Origin of the sequence: Mycobacterium sp. 134 (assembly GCF_048282715.1) — a bacterium.
In the GTDB taxonomy this organism is placed as follows: Bacteria; Actinomycetota; Actinomycetes; order Mycobacteriales; family Mycobacteriaceae; genus Mycobacterium; species Mycobacterium septicum.
This window is the reverse complement of sequence record NZ_JBLVUN010000007.1, coordinates 163,234-187,727: the sequence shown is the minus strand read 5'-3', so window position 1 is coordinate 187,727 and position 24,494 is coordinate 163,234. Positions and strand designations below refer to the sequence as shown.

28 protein-coding genes and 1 pseudogene are annotated in these 24,494 nt (G+C 64.3%); 19 read left to right on the top strand and 10 right to left on the bottom strand.

Annotated elements, in window-relative coordinates:
• Positions 1-2,110: SulP family inorganic anion transporter (locus ACNQVK_RS04820; protein ID WP_418028617.1), on the bottom strand; the 2,110-nt coding region annotated here is incomplete at its 3' end.
• A 480-nt stretch (positions 2,111-2,590) separates the two neighbouring features.
• Between ACNQVK_RS04820 and ACNQVK_RS04815 the strand changes: the two genes are divergently transcribed.
• The 3 genes from ACNQVK_RS04815 (at position 2,591) to ACNQVK_RS04805 (ending at position 5,228) form a co-directional block, all read left to right on the top strand.
• Positions 2,591-3,355, top strand: coding sequence for a response regulator transcription factor (locus ACNQVK_RS04815; protein ID WP_065052392.1), 765 nt, complete (start codon positions 2,591-2,593; stop codon positions 3,353-3,355).
• 560 nt (positions 3,356-3,915) lie between these two features.
• Positions 3,916-4,311 carry a BlaI/MecI/CopY family transcriptional regulator gene (locus tag ACNQVK_RS04810; protein ID WP_065052394.1) on the top strand — a complete coding sequence of 132 codons (396 nt, stop codon included), beginning with the start codon at positions 3,916-3,918 and terminating at the stop codon, positions 4,309-4,311.
• Positions 4,308-5,228, top strand: coding sequence for a M56 family metallopeptidase (locus ACNQVK_RS04805; RefSeq protein ID WP_065052395.1), 921 nt, complete (start codon positions 4,308-4,310; stop codon positions 5,226-5,228). Before ACNQVK_RS04810 ends, ACNQVK_RS04805 begins: the two co-directional genes overlap by 4 nt.
• A gap of 129 nt (positions 5,229-5,357) precedes the next feature.
• On the opposite strand, the gene ACNQVK_RS04800 is transcribed toward ACNQVK_RS04805, so the two are convergent.
• A complete protein-coding gene (locus ACNQVK_RS04800; RefSeq protein WP_065052397.1) occupies positions 5,358-5,954 on the bottom strand; it encodes a cytochrome c oxidase subunit 3 in 597 nt (198 codons plus the stop codon).
• Between the two features lie 426 nt (positions 5,955-6,380).
• On the opposite strand from ACNQVK_RS04800, the gene ACNQVK_RS04795 reads away from it, so the two are divergent.
• On the top strand, positions 6,381-6,674 hold the full coding sequence (locus ACNQVK_RS04795) for a hypothetical protein (protein ID WP_065052399.1): 294 nt from the start codon (positions 6,381-6,383) through the stop codon (positions 6,672-6,674).
• Between the two features lie 207 nt (positions 6,675-6,881).
• On the opposite strand, the gene ACNQVK_RS04790 is transcribed toward ACNQVK_RS04795, so the two are convergent.
• Both ACNQVK_RS04790 and ACNQVK_RS04785 read right to left on the bottom strand, forming a co-directional pair.
• The gene (locus ACNQVK_RS04790) at positions 6,882-7,160 is read right to left on the bottom strand and encodes a hypothetical protein (protein ID WP_065052401.1); all 279 of its coding nucleotides are present in this window, start codon (positions 7,158-7,160) and stop codon (positions 6,882-6,884) included.
• Positions 7,161-7,276: 116 nt separating this feature from the next.
• A protein-coding gene (locus tag ACNQVK_RS04785; protein WP_109777097.1) for an IS3 family transposase occupies positions 7,277-8,415 on the bottom strand; the annotation gives its coding sequence in 2 pieces (ribosomal slippage) (positions 7,277-8,145 and positions 8,145-8,415; 1,140 coding nt in all).
• A 256-nt stretch (positions 8,416-8,671) separates the two neighbouring features.
• On the opposite strand from ACNQVK_RS04785, the gene ACNQVK_RS04780 reads away from it, so the two are divergent.
• Positions 8,672-9,313 (top strand): hypothetical protein, encoded by a 642-nt coding sequence (locus tag ACNQVK_RS04780; protein WP_065050498.1) that lies wholly within the window; start codon positions 8,672-8,674, stop codon positions 9,311-9,313.
• Positions 9,314-9,648: 335 nt separating this feature from the next.
• Here the strand turns inward: ACNQVK_RS04780 and ACNQVK_RS04775 are convergent, their stop codons facing one another.
• The 3 genes from ACNQVK_RS04775 to ACNQVK_RS04765 form a co-directional block, all read right to left on the bottom strand.
• On the bottom strand, positions 9,649-10,266 hold the full coding sequence (locus ACNQVK_RS04775) for a class I SAM-dependent methyltransferase (protein ID WP_065050497.1): 618 nt from the start codon (positions 10,264-10,266) through the stop codon (positions 9,649-9,651).
• 29 nt (positions 10,267-10,295) lie between these two features.
• On the bottom strand, positions 10,296-10,898 hold the full coding sequence (locus ACNQVK_RS04770; protein WP_065050496.1) for a methyltransferase family protein: 603 nt from the start codon (positions 10,896-10,898) through the stop codon (positions 10,296-10,298).
• A 70-nt stretch (positions 10,899-10,968) separates the two neighbouring features.
• On the bottom strand, positions 10,969-11,631 hold the full coding sequence (locus ACNQVK_RS04765) for a DsbA family protein (RefSeq protein ID WP_065050495.1): 663 nt from the start codon (positions 11,629-11,631) through the stop codon (positions 10,969-10,971).
• A 46-nt stretch (positions 11,632-11,677) separates the two neighbouring features.
• Here ACNQVK_RS04765 and ACNQVK_RS04760 point away from each other — a divergent pair, with 46 nt between their 5' ends.
• Both ACNQVK_RS04760 and ACNQVK_RS04755 read left to right on the top strand, forming a co-directional pair.
• Positions 11,678-12,055 carry an ArsR/SmtB family transcription factor gene (locus tag ACNQVK_RS04760; protein ID WP_065050494.1) on the top strand — a complete coding sequence of 126 codons (378 nt, stop codon included), beginning with the start codon at positions 11,678-11,680 and terminating at the stop codon, positions 12,053-12,055.
• Positions 12,048-14,174, top strand: coding sequence for a heavy metal translocating P-type ATPase (locus ACNQVK_RS04755; protein WP_368575812.1), 2,127 nt, complete (start codon positions 12,048-12,050; stop codon positions 14,172-14,174). Before ACNQVK_RS04760 ends, ACNQVK_RS04755 begins: the two co-directional genes overlap by 8 nt.
• Positions 14,175-14,223: 49 nt before the next feature.
• On the opposite strand, the gene ACNQVK_RS04750 is transcribed toward ACNQVK_RS04755, so the two are convergent.
• Positions 14,224-14,559, bottom strand: coding sequence for a tyrosine-type recombinase/integrase (locus tag ACNQVK_RS04750; RefSeq protein WP_327181488.1), 336 nt, complete (start codon positions 14,557-14,559; stop codon positions 14,224-14,226).
• A gap of 122 nt (positions 14,560-14,681) precedes the next feature.
• A pseudogene (locus ACNQVK_RS04745) lies at positions 14,682-14,948 on the bottom strand (recombinase); the annotation flags it as partial.
• A gap of 510 nt (positions 14,949-15,458) precedes the next feature.
• Here ACNQVK_RS04745 and ACNQVK_RS04740 point away from each other — a divergent pair.
• Together ACNQVK_RS04740 and ACNQVK_RS04735 are read left to right on the top strand one after the other, a co-directional pair.
• Positions 15,459-15,698: a hypothetical protein gene (locus tag ACNQVK_RS04740; protein WP_065050492.1), complete on the top strand. Its 240-nt coding sequence runs from the start codon at positions 15,459-15,461 to the stop codon at positions 15,696-15,698.
• Between the two features lie 1,462 nt (positions 15,699-17,160).
• A complete protein-coding gene (locus ACNQVK_RS04735) occupies positions 17,161-18,102 on the top strand; it encodes a hypothetical protein (RefSeq protein WP_418023063.1) in 942 nt (313 codons plus the stop codon).
• A gap of 531 nt (positions 18,103-18,633) precedes the next feature.
• On the opposite strand, the gene ACNQVK_RS04730 is transcribed toward ACNQVK_RS04735, so the two are convergent.
• Complete coding sequence (locus tag ACNQVK_RS04730) at positions 18,634-19,632, bottom strand: helix-turn-helix domain-containing protein (RefSeq protein WP_418023062.1); 999 nt, start codon at positions 19,630-19,632, stop codon at positions 18,634-18,636.
• A gap of 145 nt (positions 19,633-19,777) precedes the next feature.
• Here ACNQVK_RS04730 and ACNQVK_RS04725 point away from each other — a divergent pair, with 145 nt between their 5' ends.
• From ACNQVK_RS04725 to ACNQVK_RS04680, 10 genes are all read left to right on the top strand, one after another.
• Complete coding sequence (locus ACNQVK_RS04725) at positions 19,778-20,053, top strand: type II toxin-antitoxin system Phd/YefM family antitoxin (RefSeq protein WP_418023061.1); 276 nt, start codon at positions 19,778-19,780, stop codon at positions 20,051-20,053.
• Between the two features lie 3 nt (positions 20,054-20,056).
• The gene (locus tag ACNQVK_RS04720) at positions 20,057-20,479 is read left to right on the top strand and encodes a type II toxin-antitoxin system VapC family toxin (protein ID WP_418023060.1); all 423 of its coding nucleotides are present in this window, start codon (positions 20,057-20,059) and stop codon (positions 20,477-20,479) included.
• 24 nt (positions 20,480-20,503) lie between these two features.
• On the top strand, positions 20,504-20,920 hold the full coding sequence (locus ACNQVK_RS04715; protein ID WP_418023059.1) for a hypothetical protein: 417 nt from the start codon (positions 20,504-20,506) through the stop codon (positions 20,918-20,920).
• 71 nt (positions 20,921-20,991) lie between these two features.
• A complete protein-coding gene (locus tag ACNQVK_RS04710; RefSeq protein WP_418023058.1) occupies positions 20,992-21,318 on the top strand; it encodes a hypothetical protein in 327 nt (108 codons plus the stop codon).
• A gap of 49 nt (positions 21,319-21,367) precedes the next feature.
• Complete coding sequence (locus ACNQVK_RS04705) at positions 21,368-21,721, top strand: hypothetical protein (RefSeq protein ID WP_418023057.1); 354 nt, start codon at positions 21,368-21,370, stop codon at positions 21,719-21,721.
• Positions 21,722-22,103: 382 nt separating this feature from the next.
• The gene (locus ACNQVK_RS04700) at positions 22,104-22,232 is read left to right on the top strand and encodes a hypothetical protein (protein WP_418023056.1); all 129 of its coding nucleotides are present in this window, start codon (positions 22,104-22,106) and stop codon (positions 22,230-22,232) included.
• A gap of 44 nt (positions 22,233-22,276) precedes the next feature.
• On the top strand, positions 22,277-22,810 hold the full coding sequence (locus ACNQVK_RS04695; RefSeq protein ID WP_418023055.1) for a thermonuclease family protein: 534 nt from the start codon (positions 22,277-22,279) through the stop codon (positions 22,808-22,810).
• Positions 22,811-22,834: 24 nt separating this feature from the next.
• Positions 22,835-23,125: a hypothetical protein gene (locus ACNQVK_RS04690; RefSeq protein ID WP_418023054.1), complete on the top strand. Its 291-nt coding sequence runs from the start codon at positions 22,835-22,837 to the stop codon at positions 23,123-23,125.
• Positions 23,126-23,351: 226 nt separating this feature from the next.
• Positions 23,352-23,837, top strand: a complete 486-nt coding sequence (locus ACNQVK_RS04685; RefSeq protein ID WP_418023053.1) for a hypothetical protein — start codon at positions 23,352-23,354, stop codon at positions 23,835-23,837.
• Between the two features lie 23 nt (positions 23,838-23,860).
• On the top strand, positions 23,861-24,412 hold the full coding sequence (locus tag ACNQVK_RS04680; protein ID WP_418023052.1) for a hypothetical protein: 552 nt from the start codon (positions 23,861-23,863) through the stop codon (positions 24,410-24,412).
• Positions 24,413-24,494: the final 82 nt, after the last annotated feature.

Below are 24,494 nucleotides of genomic sequence, written 5' to 3'. Positions count from 1 at the left end.
CGCTGGCGATGTCGTAGAACAGGCCGATCACGTTGACCCGCCGCGCCAAGGGGTGGGCCTGCAGCGTCTGTACCTGCACCGCGATGTTGACCATCGACAGCTGATCCACCGTTCCGAAGCCGGCCTCGGCCGCGGACTGCGCAACAGGGTGATTACCCTCGTCGAAGGCCGTGATCGACGGATCGCCATGGGCCAGCCAGGATTCCAGGTGCTTGTCGCCCGCGTCGGTCTTGCCCAGCATCGCGGTCATCGCACCGCAGCTGGAGTGCCCGCACACCACGATCGAGGTGACGCTGAGCTTGCCGACGGCGAACGCGATGGCGGCTTCGATCGACGCGTCGGCCTGCCCGGCCGGGATCATGTTGCCGATATTGCGCACCGTGAACAGATCGCCCGGGCCGCTGCTGGTGATGACGTTGGGCACGACCCGCGAATCGGCACAGGTGAGGAACAGTGTCTCGGGCCGCTGGGCGTGCGCCAGCTCCTGCATGTGCGGGCGCAGCACCGGGGCGGTGCGACGGTGGTAGGCGGCCAGGCCGTGCAGCACCGAAGCCGTCTCTTCGCGCTGCCAGGAGCTCCACGGCACCACGCCGGAGCGCTTGTCGAACGGTGTGAAGCCACGCATCGGCGGACCGGCGACGGCGCTGCCCATCTCAACCGCACCGACGTCGTGGATGTCGACGGTGCCACCGGTGACCACATGCTGGCGCTGCCACGCTTCGATGGTCTCGTGGGCGGCGTGGTCGAAGAAGTCGACCGACAGCTCCACGGTCACCGCGGTGCCGGTCGGCACCTGCGCCAGCGCGCTCGTCAGGCGGGGGAGGGACAGGAAGGTGCAGGAGCCTTCGATGGCGACGCGCCAGGTGTCGGTACCGGTGGGCTCGGAGACGATGTTGGTGCGCACCACCCGCCACACGGTCAGCGCGACCGCCAGCGCGAGGCCGATCAGCACGCCTTCGAGCAGGTTGAGGAACACCACGCCGGCCACTGTTACCGCGTAGACGGCGAGGTCGCCTGTGCGCCAGGCGGTTTCGATGTGGGCGCGCTTGACCAGCTGGCAGCCGATGACGATCAGCAGGCCGGCCAGGGCGGCGGTCGGGATCATCTGGGCCAGGCCGGCGAACGGCACGGCGAAGGCCAGGATCCACACACCGTGCAGGATCGCGGACGCCCGGGTGCGGGCTCCGGCGGCGACGTTGGTGGAGCTGCGCACGATGACACCGGTGACGGGCAGCCCGCCGATGGCGCCCGAAACCATGTTGGCCGTGCCCTGGCCGATCATCTCGCGATCGAAGTTGGTGCGCGGGCCGGTGTGCAGGCGGTCCACCGACACCGCCGACAGCAGGCTCTCGACGCTGGCGATCAGTGCGACGGTGAGCACACCGGCGGCGAACGCGCCCCAGTTGCCCTGGGGCAGGGAGGGCAGGGACAGCGCGTCGATCAGGGAGCCGTTGATCTGGATGCGGGTGACGTCACCGAAAGCCGGCAGCAGCGACAGTGCGGTGACGCCGACGATCGCCACCAGCGGACCGGGCACCTTCCTCACCGCTTTGGGTGCCCAGCGCCACGCCACCAGGATGGCGATCACCAGGCTGCCCAAAACGACACCGTGGCCGTGAGCGTTGATCAGTTTTCCGGGCAGTGCGGTGACATTGGCCCAGGCCGAGCTGTTGGAACTGCCGCCGAGCAGCACGTGGATCTGCTGCAGGGCGATGGTGATGCCGATGCCGGCCAGCATCGCGTGCACCACGACGGGGGAGATGGCCAGTGCGGCGCGCGCCACCTTGCTCAGGCCGAACAGCACCTGCAGGACGCCCGCGCACACGGTGATCGCGCAGGTGACCGCCCAGCCGAACTGCGAGATCAGTCCGGCGACCACCACGGTCAGGCCCGCCGCGGGGCCGCTGACCTGCAGCGGTGATCCGCCCAGAATGCCGACGAGGATGCCGCCGACGATCGCGGCGATGATGCCGGCCAGAACGGGAGCGCCCGAGGCGACGGCGATACCCAGCGACAACGGCAGGGCGACCAGGAACACCACCAGTGAGGCGGGCAGGTCGTATCGCAAGATCGCCCGGACCCGGTCGGACAGTTGGGTGGTTTGCTGCATTGCGCGCCTCCGTACTGGAGTTGAAGATTGTGCGTACCCGCCTCGTTGCGAGTCCACACAAAGTTATTTGACGCCGTTGTCAGTAGACAACTTCGAAAGGCGTTGGAGCGCAGCACAACCCGGGCCCGTTTCTAGACCCGTTGGAACTCGGCAACACCCAATTGCTAAGGCCGAGGGTATTTATCGCCCAGGGCAGGTGCAAGGAAATTCGTGACATGCATAGAGAAGCCAAATATTTCGGGGATGCGCATAACACTCAATATGCCTGATAGGACAGCGAAATGGCGGCATCCAAACCCAATCACCAGCACCGCGCGGTTCACCCCATTGGGCGAAGCCGTTTATTTTGCACCGATTTTCATATGGATCACCGAAATTTTTCACAGGCAGTAGGGTCGCGGTGTCTGATATCTACAGCGTTTCCTTAGAACTCGATATGAACTCCGTGACGCGGGCCTATGCACTCCGCACAATGGAAATATGACGGCGATGTCGGTTCCTCCCCGTGCCCAGCAACCCCGCCAGGCCATCCTCGGACAGCTGCCGAAGATCCACCGCACCGATGGATCAGCAATCCGGGTGTTGCTGGTCGATGATGAGCCGGCGCTGACCAACCTGGTCAAGATGGCCCTGCACTACGAGGGCTGGGAAGTCGACGTGGCGCACAGCGGCCACGACGCGGTAGCGAAGTTCGACGAGATCGAACCCGACGTCTTGGTGCTCGACATCATGCTGCCCGATATCGACGGTCTGCAGATCCTGCAGCGGGTTCGTGAGGCCGACGGCTACACGCCCACGCTGTTTTTGACCGCCCGGGATTCGGTGCTGGACCGGGTATCGGGACTGACCGCCGGTGCCGATGACTACATGACCAAACCGTTCAGCCTCGAGGAGTTGGTGGCCCGGCTGCGCGGGTTGCTGCGCCGCTCCAGCCACACCACGCCGGTCTCCGATGAAACCCTGGAGGTCGGCGATTTGGTGCTCGACGGGGCCAGCCGCGAGGTCACCCGGGCCGGTGAACCGATCAACCTCACCGTGACCGAGTTCGAACTGCTGCGCTACCTCATGCGTAACCCGCGCCGAGCGCTGAGCCGCGCCGAGATCCTGGACCGGGTGTGGAACTACGGGTTCGGCGGCAAGTCCAGCATCGTCGACCTCTACATCTCCTACCTGCGCAAAAAGATCGACAGCGACCGCGAGCCGATGATCCACACTGTGCGCGGCATCGGCTACATGCTCAGATGATCGCGAGGGATTGCGACAGCCTGACCTGCGCGCAAGCCGATCGTTAGTCCACCCCACCTCTGAGTGCTGGTTCACTTCTGACACCGAAGCGGAACGCGTTGCGGTTCGGTCAGGGCCGATGGCCGGAGACCGCGCCACCCCGACAAGTCCCGCGAACAGGCAAGCCGGCACCGGCTCAATCATGATTGTTTCCCTACGCCGCTGGTTCATCACGTCGAGGAACATGCCCGCGTCCGCCATCTACGCAGGTCATACGTAAGTTGTTGTCGTACAGGTGAGAAAAGCGCTGCGCGGTGAATTCGACGTGTCGGCGCCCGGGTGCGCTTTTCACGGTCGCGACTGTGGGGCGAGTTGTAGCACCTCGGGGGTTGCGAACAGGGCTCTCACCACCTACTAGCGAAGTGCGTAGTTTTACCTCACCAGTGCAGAACGTGGGTGAGGTGGTGTTCGGGTTCTGTCGCGACGGCTCAGCAGCGTGTGGGGCGGGGCCAGCGATGGTGCAAGGCACGGCGAGCCGCTAGCCTCACAGCAACGGCGTCGTGCCGGCACCGCACGAGGGGATGGGAGTGGTCGTTCTGGGCCAGCAGCGAGGATTCGGCGACTTGGAGGCTGTTGTCATGGACACGGTGTGGTCCTACGCCGAACCGGTAACGGTGCGCGACGTATTCGACGAGTTATCCCAGCAGCGCGATATCGCGTACACGACGGTGATGTCCACCATGGACAACTTGCACCGCAAACACTGGTTGAGACGCGAGCGGGTGGGCAGGGCCTACAGCTACTGGCCCGCGATGACGCGTGAGGAGCGTTCGGCCGACCTCATGCGTGAGGCGTTGCACACCGGTGGAGACGCCGACCTTGTTCTGAACTTCTTCCTCACCAAGATCAATGACGAAGAGTCTGCCCAGATCCGCTCAGCGCTGCGCAAAGCCGCGCGTCGACGTCCACCGTCATGAACGCCGCCTTCTGCCTCTTGCTGTACGGCGCGGTGTTGACCTGGCAGGGTCCTCCCGTACTTTACCGGCTGACCCGCAGTGGCCGCAGTCCACGGCTGTCGGTGACGGTGTGGTTAACGGTGATTGGCCTCGCCGTGGGGGTGTGGCTTACGGCGGGGTTCACTGTGTTGCGCGAACTTGCCTCAGTCCATCCCGCCGGACGGGTGAGGTACTGCCTGGACATGCTTCTGGCGCTCAACCACGTGGGATGGGCAGGTCATGTGGCCTTGGTGGTGGTCGGCGCGGCGGCGCTGGCCACCTCAGCGATCGTGGCGCGGCGTGTGGTCGGGACGCTACGACAGTTCTGCAGGCGCAGCCGCGAACATGCTGATGCGGCGCGCATTGCCGGTTTGGCCACAGACGACCCCGGGGTGGTGGTCCTACTGACCGACGAGCCCACTGCGTACTGCGTGGCAGGCCGACCGCACACCATTGTGGTCACCTCCGGCGCCGTCCAGACTCTTGACGACGACGAATTGGCCGCGCTGCTTGCCCATGAGCAGGCCCACGTAGCGGGTCGCCACACCGAGTTGCTCATGCTGCTGCGGGCGTTGGCGACTGCGATGCCACGCCTTCCCTTGTTTTCGGCGTCGGTACACGCGGTCGGCGCGTTAGTTGAGATGCGCGCCGACGACTCCGCCGCGCGGCGCCACGGGCGCGAGCCGCTGTTGAGCGGGCTGGCCCGGCTGGCCGGGCATTCCCCAGTAGTAGCGGGTGTCACGCTGGGGGCCGCCGCCACCGCCGTGACCGCTCGCGCCGTTCGCTTGAGCACACCCGTCGGATGGATGTCGCAATTCGTCCACCGCCTGGCGCTGTCGGGGACGTTGACGATGATCACTGGCGCACCTGTTGTGATCACGTTGCTCTGCCATCGTTGAACCACCCTATGACCGTGCGGGGTAGCCCCGCACGGTCAGTCGTCGTGGTGCTGCGCGGTTCTGCGCTCACGGGTCCCCCTCAAGGGCAGTGAGACCGTGCACGCCCGGTCACCGCGCCCTATTGCGGGATCACCTAACGAAGTAGATGGTGGCGAACAGGGCTATCCACACAATGTCGACGAAATGCCAGTAGTAGGACACCACAATGGCAGCGGTTGCCTGCGCCGGGGTGAACTTGCTCATCTTTGTGCGGGCAAGCAACAAGATGAAGGCGACCAGGCCGCCAATCACATGCAGGCCATGGAATCCGGTCGTGATGTAGAACACCGAACCGTAGGCGCTGCTGGCCATCGTGGTGCCCTCGTCGACCAGATTGAGATATTCGTAGCCCTGGCCGAGCACGAAAAACAATCCCATCACGAATGTCACGACATACCAGCGGCGCAGCCCGAAGACGTCACCTCGTTCAGCTGCGAATACGCCCATCTGGCAGGTGAACGACGAGGCGATGAGAACCAGAGTTACCGGGACGGCCAGCGCGAGGTTCAGCTCGGTAGGAGGTGGTGGCCAATTTTCACCTGCCTGGGCGCGGGCGGTGAAGTACATCGCGAACAGGCCCGCAAAGAACATCAACTCACTGGACAACCATACGATGGTGCCCACCGCCACCATGTTGGGGCGATTCAGTGAATGCACGCGCGCAGTGATCGCGGTTGCAGAGGTCATGGCATCCCTTTGATTCCGGGCGAGCGATCGCGGATCTACGCTTCAGGATAGTACTATCTAAAATGGTAGATTCGCGGTGCCTGCGACGGGTTACTGTGGGTCACAAGGCAATCTAGAACGGTATGTAGTGCTCGTGCCCAGCTGGAGCGCATTGTCGCGCCGACATCCGAGTGCTGGCATGGGCCTGTGTGAGCATGGTCGGATCGGGTCCGTTGATGCCAGCAATTCCCGGGAAGGCTTCGTGGTTTCTGGAAGTTGACCCGCGTTGGTTCTTCGAGTGTTGACCCACCCATGCGCCTGAGCATTATCGGTGCTGGCTGAGTCAGTGGCGATGTTCTGTGGCGGGGGAGTCCTGGTTGTGGCGGTGTTGCTCGGCGGGGTTGTCGTTGTCGGCGGGGTAAGCGTGGATCACCGGGAGCATCCTCGATGGCTTTGAGTCTCAAACCGCACGCCAGCATCGCCGATGATGACGATCGCGGGTTGGTCCGACATCCCTACCTGTATGAATCATTGACCGACATCGCGTTTCTCGGCCGCCGCGCCCAAATCTGGGGTGAGCTGGTGATCGCCAGCGGCGCGGGGCCCGGCGCTGATGTTCTCGATGTGGGTTGCGGCACCGGCTATTTCACCCACCGCCTCGCCGAGGTTGTTGTTCCCGGGGGGCGCCTGGCCCACAGTGCGCCGACCACGCAGTGGGCGGCGCGAGGATCGGATCCATGAGCTCACGACGAACCCTGGAAATGCCCTCTTTGTCGAGGACCTCAATCCGCAAATCGCTGGCGCGGAAACGAAACGTCTAATGTGCTGCGGTTGCGAAAGCGCGCGCCTTCTGCGGGATAAGCACCCGGTAGTCAGCCTGATGCCCCTGCTTGCCGCGGTGGGCACCAGCCCTGCGCAAGAGGCGTTTTCAATGCTGACGCCGTAACGTCAATCCTTCTCCAGGCTCTGGATTTCATCTCTGGCAGCCGACAGGTCTGCGACGAGACTCTCGATGTCGGTCACCTTCAGATCTATATGGTCAGCATGAAGATGAGCCACCCGCTCAACGCGCCCGTAGGCGAACTGGAACCCAACAATCTCCACGGCCGCACGCTCACCACGGCGAGTGCCTCGGAAGAATCGGAAGCGGTCGTCCGCCGGCCCTTCCCAGGCATCGACGTGGACAGCTCCCTCGGGAGGGCCAATAGAGCCATTCTGGGCGGTCATGGGGCGAAGCGTACGCCTTCGCACTTCTGTGCGTCGGCCACTCAAAGCCCGCGCAAGCTAGGCAATCGACTCCGAAATGCATCCTGGTGAGGGGGACCCGTTTGGTGGTCCAGTCGCTATGCGGCTTGGGGTTGGTGGGTCGTGGTCCACTGTAGGGCGAACTCGGCTGGGGTGAGCCCGTGGTGGGCGGAGTGGGGCCTGTTGGCGTTGTAGTCGATCCTCCAGTCTTCGATGATGACGCGGGCTTCCCGTAGTGAGTCGAAGCGCCAGGAGTTGAGCAGTTCATCGCGCAGCCGGCCGTTGAACGACTCGATCCAGGCGTTCTGCCACGGGGAGCCGGGATCGATGAACAGCGAGCCGGTGCCGTTGAACCGGCACCAGTCGTTGACCGCGTGGGCGATGAACTCGGGTCCGTTGTCGAACCGCACGTAGGCCGGTGCCCCATGCATCAGGGCCAGACGGTCGAGGACGTCAACAACGCCGTCGGCGTTGATGCACCGGTTGACCTCGATCGCCAGGGCCTCGTGGGTGAACTCGTCAATCACGTTGAGCATCTTCAACGTTCGCCCGTCGGCGGTGGTGTCGAACTGGAAGTCCATCACCCAGATCACGTTCGGCCGGATCGGACACATCGTCCCGACCGGCGCACCGATGCCGGTCAAGCGTTTCTTCTTGCGGCGCTGTGGAACTCGCAGGCCTTCCTCGCGCCATAGGCGGCGGACGCGCTTGTTGTTGACCTGCCAGCCAGCTCGCCGGGCCGCGATCGCGGCCTGGCGCCATCCCCAGCGGGGACGCTCGGTGGAAAACGTGCGCAGCCACGCCCGCAGCTCGGATTCCTCATCGCTGATCGGCGCGGGTGTCAGGCGCATCGTGGAGCGGTGGAGGCCCACCACCGCACACGCTCGGCGCTCAGAGACCCCGAACCGCTCGCGCAGCATCAGTGCGGCGCTGCGCTTGCGGTTCGGGGTCAGAAGTTTCCCGACGAAATCTCCTTGAGCATGTCGATGTCGAGGGCCTGGTTGGCGACCAGCTTCTTCAGGCGGGCATTCTCGGCCTCCAACTCTTTGAGGCGTTTGGCGTCGTTGGCTTTCATCCCGCCGTACTGGGCAACCCAGCGATGCCACGTCGACTCGGTGATCTGCAGGTGTCGACACACCTCGGCCAGTTCCTGCCCGGTTCCGAGGAGCTTGTTGCCCTCGGCGAGCTTGCGGATGATCTGATCCGGCGTATGCCGCCGGCGCTTGTTCGCTGCCATGTCGTCGTCGATTCTTCCTGCCCGAACACTCGGGCATCAGAGTCGCACAACAACTGGACCACTGCGAAGGGCTCACCTCACTGGCGCTAGATAATTGAGTTCCTCGGGTCGGCACCTGGACGACCGCTACAGCCCGCCGCCGCGGACACTCCCTTCCGCTGTGACCATACGCATGCAAGGATGCGCATATGACGCGACGGGCGGTGCAACCGGCAGCCCGAATCGGCAGCGTGGCCGGTGCCGGGAGGTTTCGGCGATGAGCTCGGCTACTACGGTGGATGGGCAGGGGAGCAAACCGGTGTCAACGGTCCTGACCGCTGCGGCGTTCACCGCGGCGATACTCGGGCTCGGATATCTGGCATTCGGTCTGCTCACTATGCTGGTCTTCACCGCCGGGTTCGTGGGCGGGCTGCTGCTGTGGCTCCTAGTGCCATCGCGCGGGTCCTGGGCCGATATCAAGGTGCCGTACTGGGTCGCTCTGCTGCTATTCGCGCTGCATCGCGTCGAGGAAAACCGGATGGGGTTCTTCCGGTTCCTGGCCGAAGTAACGGGGTTGCCGACACCGGAACTGTCGTCGCCTCCGCTCGTGCTGCTGCTGGCCCTTTCGGTCGGCGCATGGCTAGTGGTGCCAGTCCTGATGGCACGCGGCTTGCGGTTCGGGCGGTACTTGGCGTGGACGTTCTTTGCTTCCATGGGTGTCACCGAGCTGGCACACTTCCTTGTGTTCCCCTGGTTCAGCGATGTTGCCTGGCACTACGTTCCAGGGATGTGGACAGTGATAGCGCTGGCCCCTGTCGCCTGGTTTGGCATGTGGCGGCTGGCCCGCGGCGCCAACGTGAAACCTATTCTCAGCGGCCCCGAACAGACGACCGCGGCGCCCTCGTCACCGACAGAATGAACTAGGCCACGCTCTTGGGTGCCTGAGCGGCGCGGATCGAGAACACATGAGCGACGAGGGCCGGGGACACACCTACGGGTGGTCTGCTGGCATGCGTTGAGCCTGGCGCCAGGGCAGACCAACAATCGTTCACGCCAGAGGTACATCGGAGGGTTGTCATCCAACTCGGTTTTGGGTGCTAAGCGAGGAGATCGGCACGCGTCGGATCGGTGGCGTTGGGGATTCCGCGGGCGCTGGGTTCGGTGAGTGCGGCACTGCCGGTGATGAATTCGGTCATGTGCGGCTTGTTGGGTGATGGTGTCCAGGTCGGGCCTGCCGCCGCATGGCAGGTCAGCTCATGGTGTCTTGAGGGCGACAACGCGTTCGACGAGCCCAAGGGTGAACCGCTCCACGCGGTCGGTGTCGAGGTCGCTGGCCGACCGAATGTGGTTGAGCGGGCGGCGCAGGAAATGTTCGCCGCCTAGGGGAACGGTGAACAGTTCCAGAAACCGCTGTACGGCCCGCACGGGGGCCGCACTGCTGCTGATGTGGTCGACCAGGATGAGCTGGCCACCTGGGCGCAGTACCCGGGCCATTTCGGTGAGCGCTTGGGTGTGGTCGGGGATGGCGCACAGCCCGAAGGTGCAGACCACGGTGTCGAAGCTGGCGTCGTCGAACGGCAGGTGGTGGGCGTCGGCCCGTTGCAGGGTGGCGGTGCGCCCGAGGTCGGCGGCGCGCTGGCGTGCGAGATCGAGCATCTGCTCGCTCCAGTCGATCCCTGTCAGCGTGACGTCATTGGGGTAGAAGGACAAGTTGAGTCCGGTGCGAACGTCGCCGGCGGCCTGCTTACAGACCCAGTCGCGGGAATCGCCGAATAGGTGGCGGTCGAAGAATCCGATCTCACGGTCGTAGGTGCGGGATTTCTTGTCCCAGTACCGGTTCCAGCGGGCGGTGTGATCATCTGATGTTGCCATGGGTTCACCTCGCGTCGCCGGCCAGACGATCAGGCACGTGCGATGTGGGGAACAAACCGGCCGACAGTCTCACAGTAGTCGCGGTAGGCCTGGCCGTGAGTGGCGGTCAGGTAGGGCTCTTCGACCACGCGGACCTGCAGTTCGATCGTGACCGCCAGCACCGCGAACGCGGCCAACGCAAGTGGATTGGGGGTCATGAGGGTGATGCCGGCGGCGAAGGTCAGCATTGCGGTAAAGATCGGGTTGCGCGCCAGGCTGAACACGCCGTGGCGTACCAACGGTGTGGTCTCACTGGGGTCGACGCCGATGCGCCACGACGCACCCATGTCGCGTTGGGCGTAGAGGGTCGCACCGATCCCCGCGACCGCCAGGACCGTGCCGGTTGTCTGGATCCATGGCACCTGCAGGGTACCGACCGGGTCGAGGATGCCGAGTAGTTGCAGCAGGGGCGCGGCGAGGCCGGCGAGGATGGCGGCGATGAACCCTGCCCCGGCCAACCATTCCAGTGAGCCGGGGCGGCCGTTGATCCCGCGGAATCCGGTCGAACCGGTGTGACGGTACTGGGTCCAGCTGCGCCAGCCGAACCCCAACAGGGCGAAGACCAAGTAAAGGGCGAGCGCGGTGATAGGCATCGGGGTGAGTCCTCCTGTCCGAGTGCAGAGCTGGCCGAGTGCTGACGGTGCGCTTTCGGTACGGGCGGTCCTATTCGGCGAGCGCCTTGTCGAGTGCTGCGGTCACGTCCTCGTAGCTTCGGGGCTGGAAACGAGTGCCGTTGAGGAAAAATGTCGGGGTGCCCTGCACGCCCAATGCTCGACCATCGGCCACATCGAGCCGGACGCGCTCCAGTGTCGTCGGACCGGCGTAGGCCGCGTCGAAGGCGTCCATGTCCAGGCCGAGTTCTGCGGCAAATCCACGGAAGACATTGTCGGCCGGGGTCTGCTTCTCACCCCATTGCGCCTGGGTGTCATACATTTTCTTGTACATCGCCTCGAATTGGCCCTGCCGGGCGGCAGCTTCCACCGCCCGCGCGGCCCGCTCGGCGTTGACGTGTGCCTGTAGTGGGAAGTAGCGGATCACGAAGTTCACCCGGTCTCCGTATTCGCCCCGCAGCTGTTCGATCACCGGGTAGAGCGCACGGCAGCCCTCGCATTCGAAGTCGAGAAACTCCACGAACGTCACGTCGCTGCCCGCCACCGTGTTCAGCCGGCGGCTGTTCTCGCGCACCACCTGCCCGACGGCCTCGCTGGTCTCTGGCCGCTGCGCGGTGGTCGGGCCGCGATCACGCGCCGACAGGTAGACCAGCACGCCGATCGCGAGAGCGGCGACGACAAACGCGGTGAGCAAAATGCGCCTGGAACGGGCCATGCAGACGTCCTTCCGTAGTCATATCAACATACATTAGGATGTGAGTATGGACGAGCAATCGGTAGATGCCTGCGACCTGCTGTGCCTGGACCTGCCGCACGCCGAGGCGATCCGCACCGCCCTGCCAGACCTGGAGCGGGTCGAACCCGCCGCCGCAGCCGCCCGCGCCCTGGGCGACCCGACCCGCCTGACGATCGCCGCGGCCCTGCATGACGGCGAGGAGATGTGTGTCTGCGACATGGCGTGGGTGGTCGGGGCCCCGCAGAACCTGGTGTCCCATCACCTGCGCCAACTCAAAGTCGCCGACATGGTGACCTCCCGCCGCAACGGACGCCTGGTGATGTACCGGCTGACTGAGCGTGGTCGCTCCCTGACCGCCGTGGTGCTCGGAACTTCGGTGCGCATGGAGGCTGACCGTGTCTGACGCATGCTGCGGACCCCAGGACACTGAACCGGAGGCCGGTCCCGAGAAACTGTGGCAGGTACGCGAACTGCAACTGGCCATGCTGTCGGCGGTGTTGCTAGTGGTCGGGTGGTTGGTCTCACGTGCCGGGCACGAATCCTTCTCGCTTACCATCGAACTCGTCGCCGTCCTGGTCGCCGCGTCGACGTTCGTACCCGACGCGTTGCGCAACCTGCGGCACGGCCGCATCGGTGTCGGCACGCTGATGACGATCGCCGCGATCGGAGCGGTCGCACTCGGCCAGATCGCCGAAGCCGCGCTGCTGGGAATCCTGTTCTCCATCGCTGAGGGGCTCGAACACTACGCCGTCACCCGCACCCGCCGTGGCCTGCGGGCCCTGCTGTCGCTGGTGCCACCCAAGGCCACGGTGATCCGCGACGGCCGCGAAATGACCGTGTCACCAGAGGATCTGGTGATCGGCGATGTGATGGTGCTGCGGCCCGGGGAACGCGCCGCCACCGACGGCACCATCACCACAGGCCACACCAGTCTGGACTTGTCGGCGATCACCGGTGAGTCGGTCCCGGTCGAGGCCGGTCCAGGCAGCGACGTGCACGCCGGTGCGATCAACGGCGGCGGCGCCATCGAAGTCGCGGTGAGCGCGCTGGCCGCCGACAGTTCCTTGGCCCGCATCGTGCACATCGTCGAGGAAGCCCAGGAACGCAAAGGCGCCGGCCAACGCCTGGCCGATCGGATCGCGCGACCCCTCGTGCCGGCAATCATGGCGCTCGCCGCGACGATCGCCGGCCTCGGTGCCCTCCTCGGCGATCCGATGCTCTGGCTGCAACGAGCCCTGGTGGTGCTCGTCGCGGCCTCCCCTTGTGCCCTGGCCATCGCGGTACCACTGACCGTGGTCGCGGCCATCGGCGCCGCCAGTCGACAAGGCGCCCTCGTCAAAGGCGGGGCCGCGGTCGAAGAACTCGGCCGCATCAAGGTCATCGCCCTGGACAAAACCGGCACCCTCACCCGCAACAAACCACAAGTCGTGGCCACAGCGGTTGTAGACGGCATCACCCAAGCCGAGGCGCTCCGGATCGCGGCCGCACTGGAAGCCCGAAGCGAACATCCACTGGCCCAGGCGATCTTGGCCGCCGCCGAGGACATTGCGCCCGCCAGCGAGGTGACCGCGATCGCCGGTCACGGAATCCAGGGCCACCTCGACGGCACCGCGATCCGCCTCGGCAAGCCCAGCTGGGTCCCACCCGGCCCGCTCACCGACGAGGTGGCACGCCTTCAAGCTGAAGGCGCCACCGTCGTCGTTCTCGAACGCGACGGCCGTGTCATCGCCGCCATCGCCGTCCGCGACGAACTGCGCCCGGAAGCCGGGGAAGCCGTCCAACTGTTGGACCGGATCGGGATCCAGGTGGCGATGCTCACCGGCGACAACCAACGCACCGCCGACGCCCTGGCCGCCCAAGCCGGCATCACCACCGTGCACGCCGAACTACTACCCGAAGACAAAGCCCGGCTGCTGCCGGAGTTGGCGGCCGGCAAGCCGATCGCCATGGTCGGCGACGGAGTCAACGACGCACCCGCGCTGGCCACTGCCGACATCGGAATCGCCATGGGCGCCATGGGAACCGACGTCGCAATCGAAACCGCCGACGTCGCACTCATGGGGGAAGACCTGCGCCACCTCCCCCAAGTCCTTGCCCACTCGCGGCACGCCCGGAGAATCATGGTGCAGAACATCGGATTCTCGCTGGCCATCATCGGAGTGCTGATTCCGCTGGCTGCCTTCGGGGTGCTCGGACTGGCCACCGTCGTGTTCATCCACGAATTCGCCGAAGTTCTGGTCATTCTCAACGCCATCCGTGCCGCGCGCACCCAACCCCTGCCCGGCCTGACCACCTCACCTGCGATCAGCACAGCCGCACACCACCTCGACATCGGCGCCCCGCCACCGGCTACCGATGCATGCTGCGGAAGCCCTATTGGTCCCAGGCCAGCAGCCCAGCTCCTGACCCTGGACACCGTGGGGGATCAACCCGATCAACCCGGCGATGCGGGTAGCTGCGACTGCTGTGACGACACAGAAGCTGACCCTCCCGCTGGACCGCCCGCAGCGGTAAGCCTGTAAGCCTGTACGCCTGTACGCCTGTACGCCTCTGTACGCCTGTACCAGCTAGTCATCGGTTCCCCGGTCCCGCAATATCTGCCACCAACGTATAGAGGTAGTTTTGCGCTGCGGCGGTTCGTGTTTCATTTCCCGCTGCGGTGACGTAGCGCTGAGACGTGGTCATTGATTCGTGGCCGAGTAGCTTCATCAACGTGTAGACGCTGATGTTCGCGCTAGCCAGTTCAGTAGCGTAGGTGTGCCGCAATCCGTGCACCATCGCCCCAGGGGCCGGCTGGGCGTCAGGACCGGCAAGCCTGAAGGCACGCGTAATTCGCGACTGTACCGTGCCACGTGTGATCCGCTCGCCGTCGCGGCCAACGAACAAGGGGCAGAGCGGCCGGGCCACCTGGTCAGATCGCCGCGTACAGACTTAGCATGGCGCTTCGCCGCGTCAGGGAATCGAATCGCCCGACTATCGAGGTATACCTCGATGACTCTCAGCAAGGCGACCTCCACGGGTACCGTCCGCTCTTTGCCGCCCTTGCCTTTCACGTGGATGACGCCGGCACCATCTTCGACGGTCCGTACATCCCCGATGTCAGCTTGGCGGAGCTCCTCTGCTCGCAACCCTGCCAATAAGGCCGTAAGAATGATCGCCAGATCTCTTTCAGCCCAATCGGTTTGACGTGTTGACTCCACATCCTTTGCGACCGTTTCCAGCAACGCCTCAACTGCGGTGCGGGGGAGCGCTTTGGGTAGCGACCGTGCGAGTTTCGGTCGGCCCACCAATGCCATGGGGTTGGCGGTCAACAACTCCGACGTGAACAAAAACGTGCACAGCACGTTCCAGGTGGACCAGCACCGGCGGATAGAAGCGGCTTCATGATTGCGCGCGAAGGCGGCGAACGCAGCCCTCATCGAGTCTTTGGTGATGTCAGAAACAGTGAGCCGACTGGGATTGCCGTCCGTGACGAGCATTGCTATTGCGAAGAAATCCTGGCGGTACGCCTTCATCGTGTGCGCAGACGGTTTGCGGGTCTGCCGATCATCGAGGAATTCAACGAACCACAACGGAAACGGATCCGCCGATGCCTCAGGGGCCACTGCGGGAACGGGTGGGGCAGGCGAGGGTCCGTGGCTGACGACCATGTGTCAACGCTGACGCAAGAAAGATGGATAATCAACATTATCCATTAAACGACCCAAAATCGAAGTGCATCAGTGACTTTCCCGTTAGCAAACCCGGGGGAGAAGTGTCACAGTGACAAAACCGTCCGCTCGGCTTGACGCACATAGACTGTCGGAGTGGGTCGCGAGATCGCCGATGATGACAGCTTGGCCGTGCTGGCCGAGCTGCTGCACGGCAGTAACCTGTCGGCCACTCAACAGCGTGCCGTGTACAACGCCATCGCCGACAGCATGATCGAAGGCGCGACACCTGACCGCGAATCCATGTTCCGGCTCATCGAACTCACCGCCGGGCGCATCAACTTCGACGAATACAAGCACCAAGCACTCCAGGCGCACCTCGGCCGGCGATCGTAAAGTCGTCGATACCACGGGCCCAAGCTGGCCAAGATCAACTATGCGGCCGGCGACGAAATCGGCGCCGCGGCTCCATCCGGCGGCGAAATCGATTGGTTGAGAAGGCAACTCGCACTTCCTGGACATCCACCCACACATAGCCTTGAACGTCACGTGACGGATATGTCGCAAAGGACCGGGGAGGCTGGGGGGCGTCCGACAAGGCCCGCGCGACAGGCATGCCATCGGAATCCGGCACTGTCAGATGTTCCGGAACGGCAATCCGGCACTGTCAGGTAGTCGCGGAATCGGAGCCACACAGACCGGTCCGCACAGGCGCCTCGTTGGAAAAACATCCAGCAGCCAGGGCCAATTCGACTCTCAGATGGTTCCGGAAAACAGGGCGGAATCGGACAGCTCTCATGTTTTCCCGGAATACTCTCAGCTAGTTCCGGATCGGACACGGCTGTACCGGCCGGCGCGCGGTCCGGCGTGTTCGTTCGTGGACTTCGATGGCCGCGGTGCGGCCACGTGAACGCCGGGGTCGCGCAACCCCGTGAGTCATCCAGCAAACTAGTTAGCATATCTACCGATAATCTACGTTATGACATTTCCGAGGTTCCCGCCTTGTATCCCAACAGTTTTCAGCCGCCGATAATTTTTCTCAGAGAACTGCCAGAGTCCCGCAGCATGGTTGTGCCCCACTCGGCGGTGGGCTCTGAAACTCACGCCCTGCAGTTGTCCTGAGGGGCCGAACGCAACGAAACCTGTTGCGGTTCGTTGTGTAATCCAAGTTCCTCAAACACTCAGGGGACAACGCGACCCCCCGGGGTGGCCAAGCCGGCGTTTTGAACTAATCCGCCCACTTTGACGTCGCGGCCTGTTGCAGCGACGTCGGGCGGCCCGGCTGAGCGTTATCCCGCATGACGATCCGGGGCCTGTGCGCGAGTACTGGCCGGCCCCCCACCAGCAACCAACCTGGGACGGCCGAACGACCGGGTTCACCCTTCGGGGTTGCCGCGTGACCTTCCGGTCGGCACGGGGCTACACGGCCTCCTCCGCGCGCGCCCGGCCTGCCTGCCCCCCTCGTAGCTCCCCCGGGGTTTGCGTTTCGTTTCGTTACGTTGGTTTTGTTTCGTTATGTTTCGTTCTTGCTCAGCGGTGACGAAACTCGTACAATGAGCCCATGAGCGAGAGTGGCCCGGGGTCGGACACGCAAGTTGATCGGGATCGCTGCAGCTACCCCGGGTGCTCACGGCCTCGCCGTCCAGACCCCGCGACCGGCCGACCGTCGCGGTACTGCGAACAGGCCGATGACGCCGGCGGGCCCGTCCACAATCGGGCGTCTGCATTCAAGGCCAGACGGGCGCAGCGCCAGGGCGGGGTGGCGGTGCAGGAGGACGTTGGGACCGTCGCGCCGGTGTCGATGGCGCGCGCAACGCTTGATCAACGATTAGCCGAGCTGCCTGGTCGCCTTGATGAAATGCGCTCTTACCTAGGTGAACTGGCGACGGTTGTGCAAGCTGCGGGCGACCTCGAAGCTGCCGGTGCAGAGGTCGAGGACGCGCACCGTGACGCTTTGAGCAAGATCACCGACGCTGAGCGGCGCAGCTCCGCGGCCGAGCGCGTGGCCCGCCTCGCCGAGGACCGGGCCGAGCAGGCTGAACGTGACCGCGAAGAAGCCGACATGCTTGCTGAGGAATCTGCGGCTGAACTGGCTCGGGTGCGGGAGGAATCCCAGGTCGAGATCGCGGCTATTCGGGCCGAGGCAGATGCAGCGGTGGCGCACGCCGAGCGGCAGGTGGCTGATGCAGTGGCGGAGGCCGCCGAGCATCGAGCTCAGAGCGATGCTGCGGTGCAGCAAGCGGAGCAAGAATCATCCGCCGCGCGGATGGAGGCTGCGGCGGCCGTCGCCGCCCAGCACGCATCCGACGCGGCCGCGGCACGTGAGCGCGACACTGCGGCGGAGCTGCGCCGTGAATTGGATGCGGCCCGCCGGGAGTTCGACGACACGCGGCAACGACTGCAGGCAGAGATCGACGCCGCTCATCAGGCCACGCAGCAGGCAGTCGCCGAGGCGGCGACGCTCCGGGTTGAACTGGCCACCAGTCACGCTGAGACCGACAGCGCCCGCCGGGCTGCCGAGCATGACCGGGTCGCCCTGGAGCAGTTCCGCGAAGAGGCCCACGCCGAGCGAGACGTACTGCGCCAGGCGCACGCCGAGCAGCTCGCGCAAGCACAACGCAACGCCGACGACCGGGTACACGCGCTCACCGAAGCCCTCTCCGTGGCCTCGGCGGCCACCGAGGCGCTTCGCGCCCAACTCGCGGCTCCCACTCCCCCAGCGAAACGCACTCCGCCACGGAAGAACTCACCACGCAAGAGCAACCGAGAAGCACAGACCGCAGAGGCCGGTGACGAGTGAAGACCGATCTGGCAGCGAGCTCGATGCCCCGGCCCCTCTCGAGCAGTTCAGCTACGTGAATACGTTCACTGAAGACCGGAAGCACGGAGATTTGGCATGGGTTCGGGGTACTGGGTTGTCAGTGTGGACCGCGAGAGCGGCGTTGCGACCACTTCTCCCCTGTTCAGCGATGCTGACGAAGCGTGGCAGCACAGCCTCGACATCGAGGATGCTGACACCTACACGACCGTGGTCCCCAGACGCACCCGAACACGAAGATCCAAGGAGAGCGGATCGAATGGGCACTAGTAACAGCGACGTCGCGGGTACGGCCGCATAGTTGGTCCAGCTTCAGGGCAAGCTCGTGGTCACAGCCGTGCGCGTGGAGGACGCGGCTTGGCTCAGCGGTTTCGAGCGGCAGGCCGGCCTTGTCGCCGCGTCCTCGATGCCGAAGCAAGGAACGGGAGAGCGCGCGCTAATAGGGGCGCTGCCCTGCTGGACATCAACGACCCCTGTTGCATTGTGGGAGCTGGTCGCACAACAGCCGGTCAATCAATCGGCTGTCGGCCGGTCCAGATCAACCACGAACCTGCGGATCTTCGGCGCCGGACGGGCGAAGCCCGAGGTGAAGCCGCGCTTCAGAAAGCTCTCCAGCCCCTCCCTGGTAGCAGCGAGATCAGCCAGGGTTGGCATGATCGGCGGCGCCGCGACGTTGGCGGCGGGAACTTCGTAGCTGCCCAGAGTTTCGGACGACGGTGGTGAATACTCCCCCGCTTCGTGCGCGTGCTCGGCGGCTTTCACCAGCGGCGTCATCTGCGACAGCCAGGACGTCCCAGCAAGACCGGACCAGCCCCCGTAGGGGTCTACGTCCGGGGATAGCAGCCGGCCAGTCCTGCGCAGCTCGTCGAGCACCGCGGTGAGCCGGGCTCGGCCGCCTTCGGGCGTGAGGCTATCTACGCGTAGTGCGAACACCTGGGCTGAGTCCGACAGCTCACTGGCCTCAACATCGCTGACATCACGATTAGCCAACCGGGCCGGACGCTCGTCGGCCAAACAGATCGATGTCGTCTGGCTGATCTGATCGGTGCGACTCCACCACGTTGTGGTGTAGATCAGCTTGGTGTCGGGGAATTCGGTGGCGTCGACCAGCATCGGGAACTCTTCTACATCGGTCTCGACGCTCGTGGCCTCCACGATCCGTACGTAATCCTCGGCCCGCGCCGGATCTGTGAACACCCCGGCCACCGTCACCTCCCCGCGTTCCATATACGGGCCTTCACACTTAGTGACGACGCGCAGCGGCAGGCCAGCCAACATGTCGCCGAGAGATTCTATGTAGCCGGCCGAGGCCAGCGCAGCTGAAAGCACTTGGGAATAAGACACTTCCACTTCCAGATCGGTGGCGACCCGGCGCAGGGTGTCAGCGGCCGGCAAGCTGGTATCCCAGCGCGCCACTGTCTGGCGGCTGACACCAACCCTTTCAGCGAACGCGGTCACTGAATCGCCGCGGGCATGCAAAACGCGAGAAATCAACTCGGAGAGTGTTTCCATACCGTAGAAAGTAGCGCAATACGCAGCGGATGGCACGTATCGCGCACCAATGGGTGCGTCATGAGTTGCGCCCCTCTCGTTTAGTCGGGTCTACGCCGAGAATTTCACCACAGCATGTAGAACGCTGATGTAGTACATTTGTGGGGTGAGTGAGGTATCGATTCGCATGCTCAATCAGGAGACGTCGAAGGTGCTGGCCCGGGTCAAGCAGGGTGAGGAGATCATCCTGACTGACCGTGGCGTAGTCGTTGCCCGCATCGTTCCTGCGGCGCCAGGTCCCCTTGATGCGTTGATCACCGCTGGCAGAGTGACGCCTGCGCGCTCCCGCGGCCTTGCGCCTCGTCCGACGGTACCGATGCGTGAAGGCGACGAAGACGCCGGCGCGTTACTGGCACGGTTGCGGACCGAGGAACGGTACTAGCGCATGATCTACTTGGACACCTCCGCGCTCGTAAAGCTCATCCGAGATGAGGCGGAGTCTCAAGACCTGGCCGATTGGCTCGATGAGCGAGTCGACATTCCATGGATCACCTCTGCCCTGACGGAGGTGGAGCTACCCCGAGCGATCCGCGCGGTAGCTCCCGAAGGGTTGTCAGCGGTCCCTGGTGTGTTGGATCGTCTGGACCGATTCGAGATCGACACCGTGGTGCGGGCGACCGCCGCTGCCTACCCTGACGACAAACTGCGATCGCTCGACGCGATACATCTGGCCACCGCCCAAACCGCCTCGTCCGCAGCGCCTTTGACCGCGCTCGTCGCCTACGATCACCGACTCCGCCAGGCCGCCGCAGACCTCGGAATCCCCGTCGCAGCACCGGGAACGCAAGCAAGCGGTCAAACCGAGTAGGCCACGAAAACTAAGGTTAGGGGGATGACGATGGAGAACTCGAAGGACGTAAGTAGGGCGGACACCCTCTTATGGCGTCCGCCAAATCCATTGACAGTTGTGGTGGCCGCAGCGGATGTCACTGACTTCGCAAACTGCCTTACTTCGGAGCATGGTTGGTGGTATTTCCAGCGGCGTATGTCTGCCAACGGAATTAGTATTGACGCGAAGGCTGAGTTGGCGTGGGAAGAAGACCCCGGCACTGGAACAGCTTGGGTTGCACTGAACTTCACCGGATATCACCTCGCCTGCGACCTCCGGCGACAAACTGCCCGCGAAATCGCCTACGGCCTCACTGGAGAGGCGCCAATCGCGGTGCCAGTTCTATTCACCTGTGAGCCATGGGACGAAGACTGGCTAGCAGATCCCGTCACCGTGTACTTCAGAGCAGAGCTGAGCTGAGCTGAATCGGATCCCTGTCGGACGCGAAGGGCACGATAGGTCGATGAACGAGGGCAAGAAAAAGAGCCTCGATGAGCCGGTATGACGTCCCGACGGAGCAGGGTTCCCGGGAGATCGTCGAGCGTGAGACTAGAGCGCTGGCCATGCTTGTGGAACGCGCTGATGTGTCGGAACAAGATCTCGAAGCTACGCGGAGGGTGCTCAGGAAGTTGGCATCGGTGCAGTTTGAGGACTTGCTCGTGCTGCCCGGGTTCGTCCTGCTCCCCGACTGGGAGGTCAGCCGTGCGAACACGCATACACCCGAATGGAAGTTCTACCAGGCTGCCAAGACCTTCACTGATGACGCCGATTACTTAGAGGTGGCGCTGGGTCGTGTGCAACGGCGGCAATCGAAATGACCGTTCGGTACTCGGACAATATGTCGGATGTGCAGAGGATGATTCGGCCATGAGCTCACAACAAACCGTGTTGAACACGACGACCAATCCCGAGGCCGGCTCGGAGATGCCGGTGACGGTGACTGTCGCATCGGGGGGTTTGGGTGACGACTGGTGGTCGATCACCATCAACGACCAGACGCTGTCCGGATCGGGTTTCGAGAGCCGAACTGAGGCCGAGGGTGCACTGTGGAACATCCCGGAGGCCGGGGGCGTGGCTCAAGTCGAGGCGTCTGGCTCGATTGCGGTCCCCCATCGCGCTGCCGGTCAGACCGCGAGCATCACACTGGCCGGTTTGGCGATGGTCGCCGGCGGCGACGAAGTCACCCTCGCAGTTCGAGCTGGCGACGATCCACTCGACTAGGAGGGCCAGAAACGTGTCGGCACAGCCCCTTATGACCCCTGACGACTGCCACGACCTCATCGTGCATCTGCTCCATAGCGGTGGGCCGCTGTGGGTCCCTGGGGCCAAACCGAACGCCCGCAATGAGCCGGTACCGTTCACGGCGCCGCAGTTGCCTACGACGCTGCATCCGCACCCGCTGAACCCAGAACAAACACCCGTTCTGCTCGGTACGATTCCCGATTTCTCGCCGCCGGGTCTTGGGTGGTTGAGCCTCCCCTGGTCAGGTCCAGACGAGCGCGGAGACTACTGGTGCGTCGCCTTGTCCCACCTGGCCCATGGCCGCGGAGAATGCGACCGCTGCGCCCCTGTCTGGGACAGCGCGGACGCACACTGGGCACGAATGCCCGACGATGACGACCGCGCAATCCTGTTCGTCGCGATCGGGCTGTCACACCGCCAGTCCGACGGATCGCATGTCACGCTGCTGATCCCCCTCGATGACGTGCCCGACGACTGGTTCGACGAGTGAGTGTCCTTGACGCTCGCCGGCGCAGCGCTAGGTCGGCAAAGAGTGTGCTTGGGCGGGTCGCGTGCACCGCGGCTGCCGTCGTTGGGGCGTTCGCCGCCACACCAATTGCGCTGTCCTCCGCCGAACCGGCCTACGCCCCCACCGCAACTGTCCTGCGGGCAGTCGATGGCGACACGGTAGACGTCCGAGACGACGTCCGGGGCCGGTTGCGAATCAGGGTGTTGGGTATCGACTCCCCCGAGTTGCATAAGCCTGGTTGGACGGTCGGGTGTTTCGCCCAGGAGGCGGCCGACTTCGCCACGCAGACGCTCAGCGGTCGACGAGTTGCCATCGTCGGCGATCCCTCGCAAGATCCGCGCGACAAGTATGGTCGCACCCTGGCCTTCATCATCCGCGACGACGGGTGGAACTATTCGATCGAAGCAGTTCGCTCCGGGATGGCTCACCCGTACGTGTACCGGAACAACCCAAGCCGCTTCTCCCCCGCGATCTCGGCCGCGGAGACTGCCGCGAAAACTGACAAGGTGGGCCTGTGGGGCCCGAAATGCAATGGCCAAACAAGCTCGGTGAAGCGCTGATGGGCCCGGGTAGAGGAGCAGCGCATGGGTAAGCAATTGGCGTCCGCGAACGTCGTCGCCGCAGAGTGGGCGAACGTGGCGACCGCGCTGGAGCCCGCGTGTGATGCGTGGTTGGCGTTGTCGCCCGAATCCGTTGGGCCCGTGAAGGAATTGCTGCGGCATGCGCGCTGGAATGCCTTCGTGTTCGACCAACTCTCTCGTGGCGTCTCCCGCACCGATGCGTGGCGCGCGGCAGACGCCGAGTTTGGCCGCGGAGAAGGGGACTTCATCAACTACGAACCCGAACCCGAGGACTCAGATGACTGGCGGGGGTGAGGCTCGCTACCCGATGGGCTGTGATGCACCTGCCCCGACGCCCGAGTGGCCGGCGGAAGCAGAAGATTCCCACCTCGATCACGTAACACTTAAGGGCAGGGCTGAACGGCACCGCCGTGGAATCGGGCCGGCACAGGATTGCTTTTTGGTTGCACGCTCGGGAAAAACCAGCATCTGGCAGACGGAGAAGACGGGTATGTGCGATTGCCCGATCAGCCTGCCTCCGATGAAACTCTGGCGGGTGCTGTATCGGGGTTTCGAGGAGTCGAAGTTGTCGACTGTGCTGCGGTCGGGGCTGGATGTGCCACCGCAGTCGGCATTTTGCGCGACTGAGTATGCAGATAAGGCGTGGGAGTATCCGCCGAGTCGAGCGATAGCGACGATGCTCATCCTCGACCCCGGCGTCACGCAAAGAAGTTTCGTGGCGCGGCCGGCGGGCGCTGATGCGGAGTGGATCCCAGATCGATCCGTCTATCCAAATGAGTACGTGGATGACGGGGTGGTGATCCACACACGCTTCACCCCTGGTCACTTCCCGGCTTGCTTCGAGGACGAGAACATGTACGGGCACTGGGTTCCCGGCGATGCAAGGCCTGCCCTGTTGGCCGTCGTGATTGGTGGATCCAGACCTGAGGTCCTGCAACGTTTGCGGCAGGTGAAACTTGACGACCCATACACCATCGAGTTCGTCGGGTCATCTGCCCGCGTGTAATCGCGGTGCGCGAGGATCGCAGGATGAGTCGCGTAGCGCCCTTCCGTCTGAGATTGACCCCGCGCCAGCGCGAGCTGCTCCAGACCTATCTGTGGGTTCATGCCGACGACGCCTACGACGACGTCGAGGAGCACGGGGAGCGCCCGGTGGAAGGATCCTCGGGCTGGTGGTCGATTCTGGACCGCCTCCCTGAAGCTGCATGGTCATGTCCGGTGTCGTGGAGACGTCAGATGGCCCGGGCGTTCGACGACCTCGCCTTGGACCTAGAAGCCGGCCACCTGCCGTACCCGCATTGTGTGGCTGAGGAGGTGGCGCTAGTGCTGTCCGTGGCAACCGCCCAGTCGATGTGGATGGACGGCCAGTACGGACAAGAGGTGACGGCGCTGCCAGCAGCCGCCGGCGACGGCGATTGGGCGGCCGCGACAGATGCGCTGGTCGGCGATCGCCACCTTGACTGGCACCTCTCCCCCGGCGACGCTCCCGTCTGGCTCGGCCGGATCCCAGATCCCGCGACGTGGTTCGACGCCTTCGAGAGCCTGGACCCCCGCTCGGCGGGCCGCGGCTTCAGACGCTGACCCTTCACCCGTCGCAACCGAGCGGTCGGTTGCACTCTCCCGCTGCCCATCCCCCAGACCTGTCCAACACTCTTCTCCGTTC

Bases quoted from the DNA above. Each gene is read 5' to 3' on its own strand.
- ACNQVK_RS04780 (WP_065050498.1), top strand. From the start codon at position 8,672: ATGAGCTCGGCTACTACGGTGGATGGGCAGGGGAGCAAACCGGTGTCA.
- ACNQVK_RS04685 (WP_418023053.1), top strand. From the start codon at position 23,352: ATGAAACTCTGGCGGGTGCTGTATCGGGGTTTCGAGGAGTCGAAGTTG.
- ACNQVK_RS04700 (WP_418023056.1), top strand. From the start codon at position 22,104: ATGCCCGACGATGACGACCGCGCAATCCTGTTCGTCGCGATCGGGCTG.
- ACNQVK_RS04805 (WP_065052395.1), top strand. From the start codon at position 4,308: ATGAACGCCGCCTTCTGCCTCTTGCTGTACGGCGCGGTGTTGACCTGG.
- ACNQVK_RS04730 (WP_418023062.1), bottom strand. From the start codon at position 19,632: ATGGAAACACTCTCCGAGTTGATTTCTCGCGTTTTGCATGCCCGCGGC.
- ACNQVK_RS04765 (WP_065050495.1), bottom strand. From the start codon at position 11,631: ATGGCCCGTTCCAGGCGCATTTTGCTCACCGCGTTTGTCGTCGCCGCT.
- ACNQVK_RS04810 (WP_065052394.1), top strand. From the start codon at position 3,916: ATGGGAGTGGTCGTTCTGGGCCAGCAGCGAGGATTCGGCGACTTGGAG.
- ACNQVK_RS04770 (WP_065050496.1), bottom strand. From the start codon at position 10,898: ATGCCTATCACCGCGCTCGCCCTTTACTTGGTCTTCGCCCTGTTGGGG.
- ACNQVK_RS04775 (WP_065050497.1), bottom strand. From the start codon at position 10,266: ATGGCAACATCAGATGATCACACCGCCCGCTGGAACCGGTACTGGGAC.
- ACNQVK_RS04815 (WP_065052392.1), top strand. From the start codon at position 2,591: ATGACGGCGATGTCGGTTCCTCCCCGTGCCCAGCAACCCCGCCAGGCC.
- ACNQVK_RS04800 (WP_065052397.1), bottom strand. From the start codon at position 5,954: ATGACCTCTGCAACCGCGATCACTGCGCGCGTGCATTCACTGAATCGC.
- ACNQVK_RS04705 (WP_418023057.1), top strand. From the start codon at position 21,368: ATGAGCTCACAACAAACCGTGTTGAACACGACGACCAATCCCGAGGCC.
- ACNQVK_RS04760 (WP_065050494.1), top strand. From the start codon at position 11,678: ATGGACGAGCAATCGGTAGATGCCTGCGACCTGCTGTGCCTGGACCTG.
- ACNQVK_RS04715 (WP_418023059.1), top strand. From the start codon at position 20,504: ATGACGATGGAGAACTCGAAGGACGTAAGTAGGGCGGACACCCTCTTA.
- ACNQVK_RS04735 (WP_418023063.1), top strand. From the start codon at position 17,161: ATGCGCTCTTACCTAGGTGAACTGGCGACGGTTGTGCAAGCTGCGGGC.
- ACNQVK_RS04690 (WP_418023054.1), top strand. From the start codon at position 22,835: ATGGGTAAGCAATTGGCGTCCGCGAACGTCGTCGCCGCAGAGTGGGCG.
- ACNQVK_RS04790 (WP_065052401.1), bottom strand. From the start codon at position 7,160: ATGACCGCCCAGAATGGCTCTATTGGCCCTCCCGAGGGAGCTGTCCAC.
- ACNQVK_RS04795 (WP_065052399.1), top strand. From the start codon at position 6,381: ATGGCTTTGAGTCTCAAACCGCACGCCAGCATCGCCGATGATGACGAT.
- ACNQVK_RS04680 (WP_418023052.1), top strand. From the start codon at position 23,861: ATGAGTCGCGTAGCGCCCTTCCGTCTGAGATTGACCCCGCGCCAGCGC.
- ACNQVK_RS04720 (WP_418023060.1), top strand. From the start codon at position 20,057: ATGATCTACTTGGACACCTCCGCGCTCGTAAAGCTCATCCGAGATGAG.
- ACNQVK_RS04710 (WP_418023058.1), top strand. From the start codon at position 20,992: ATGAGCCGGTATGACGTCCCGACGGAGCAGGGTTCCCGGGAGATCGTC.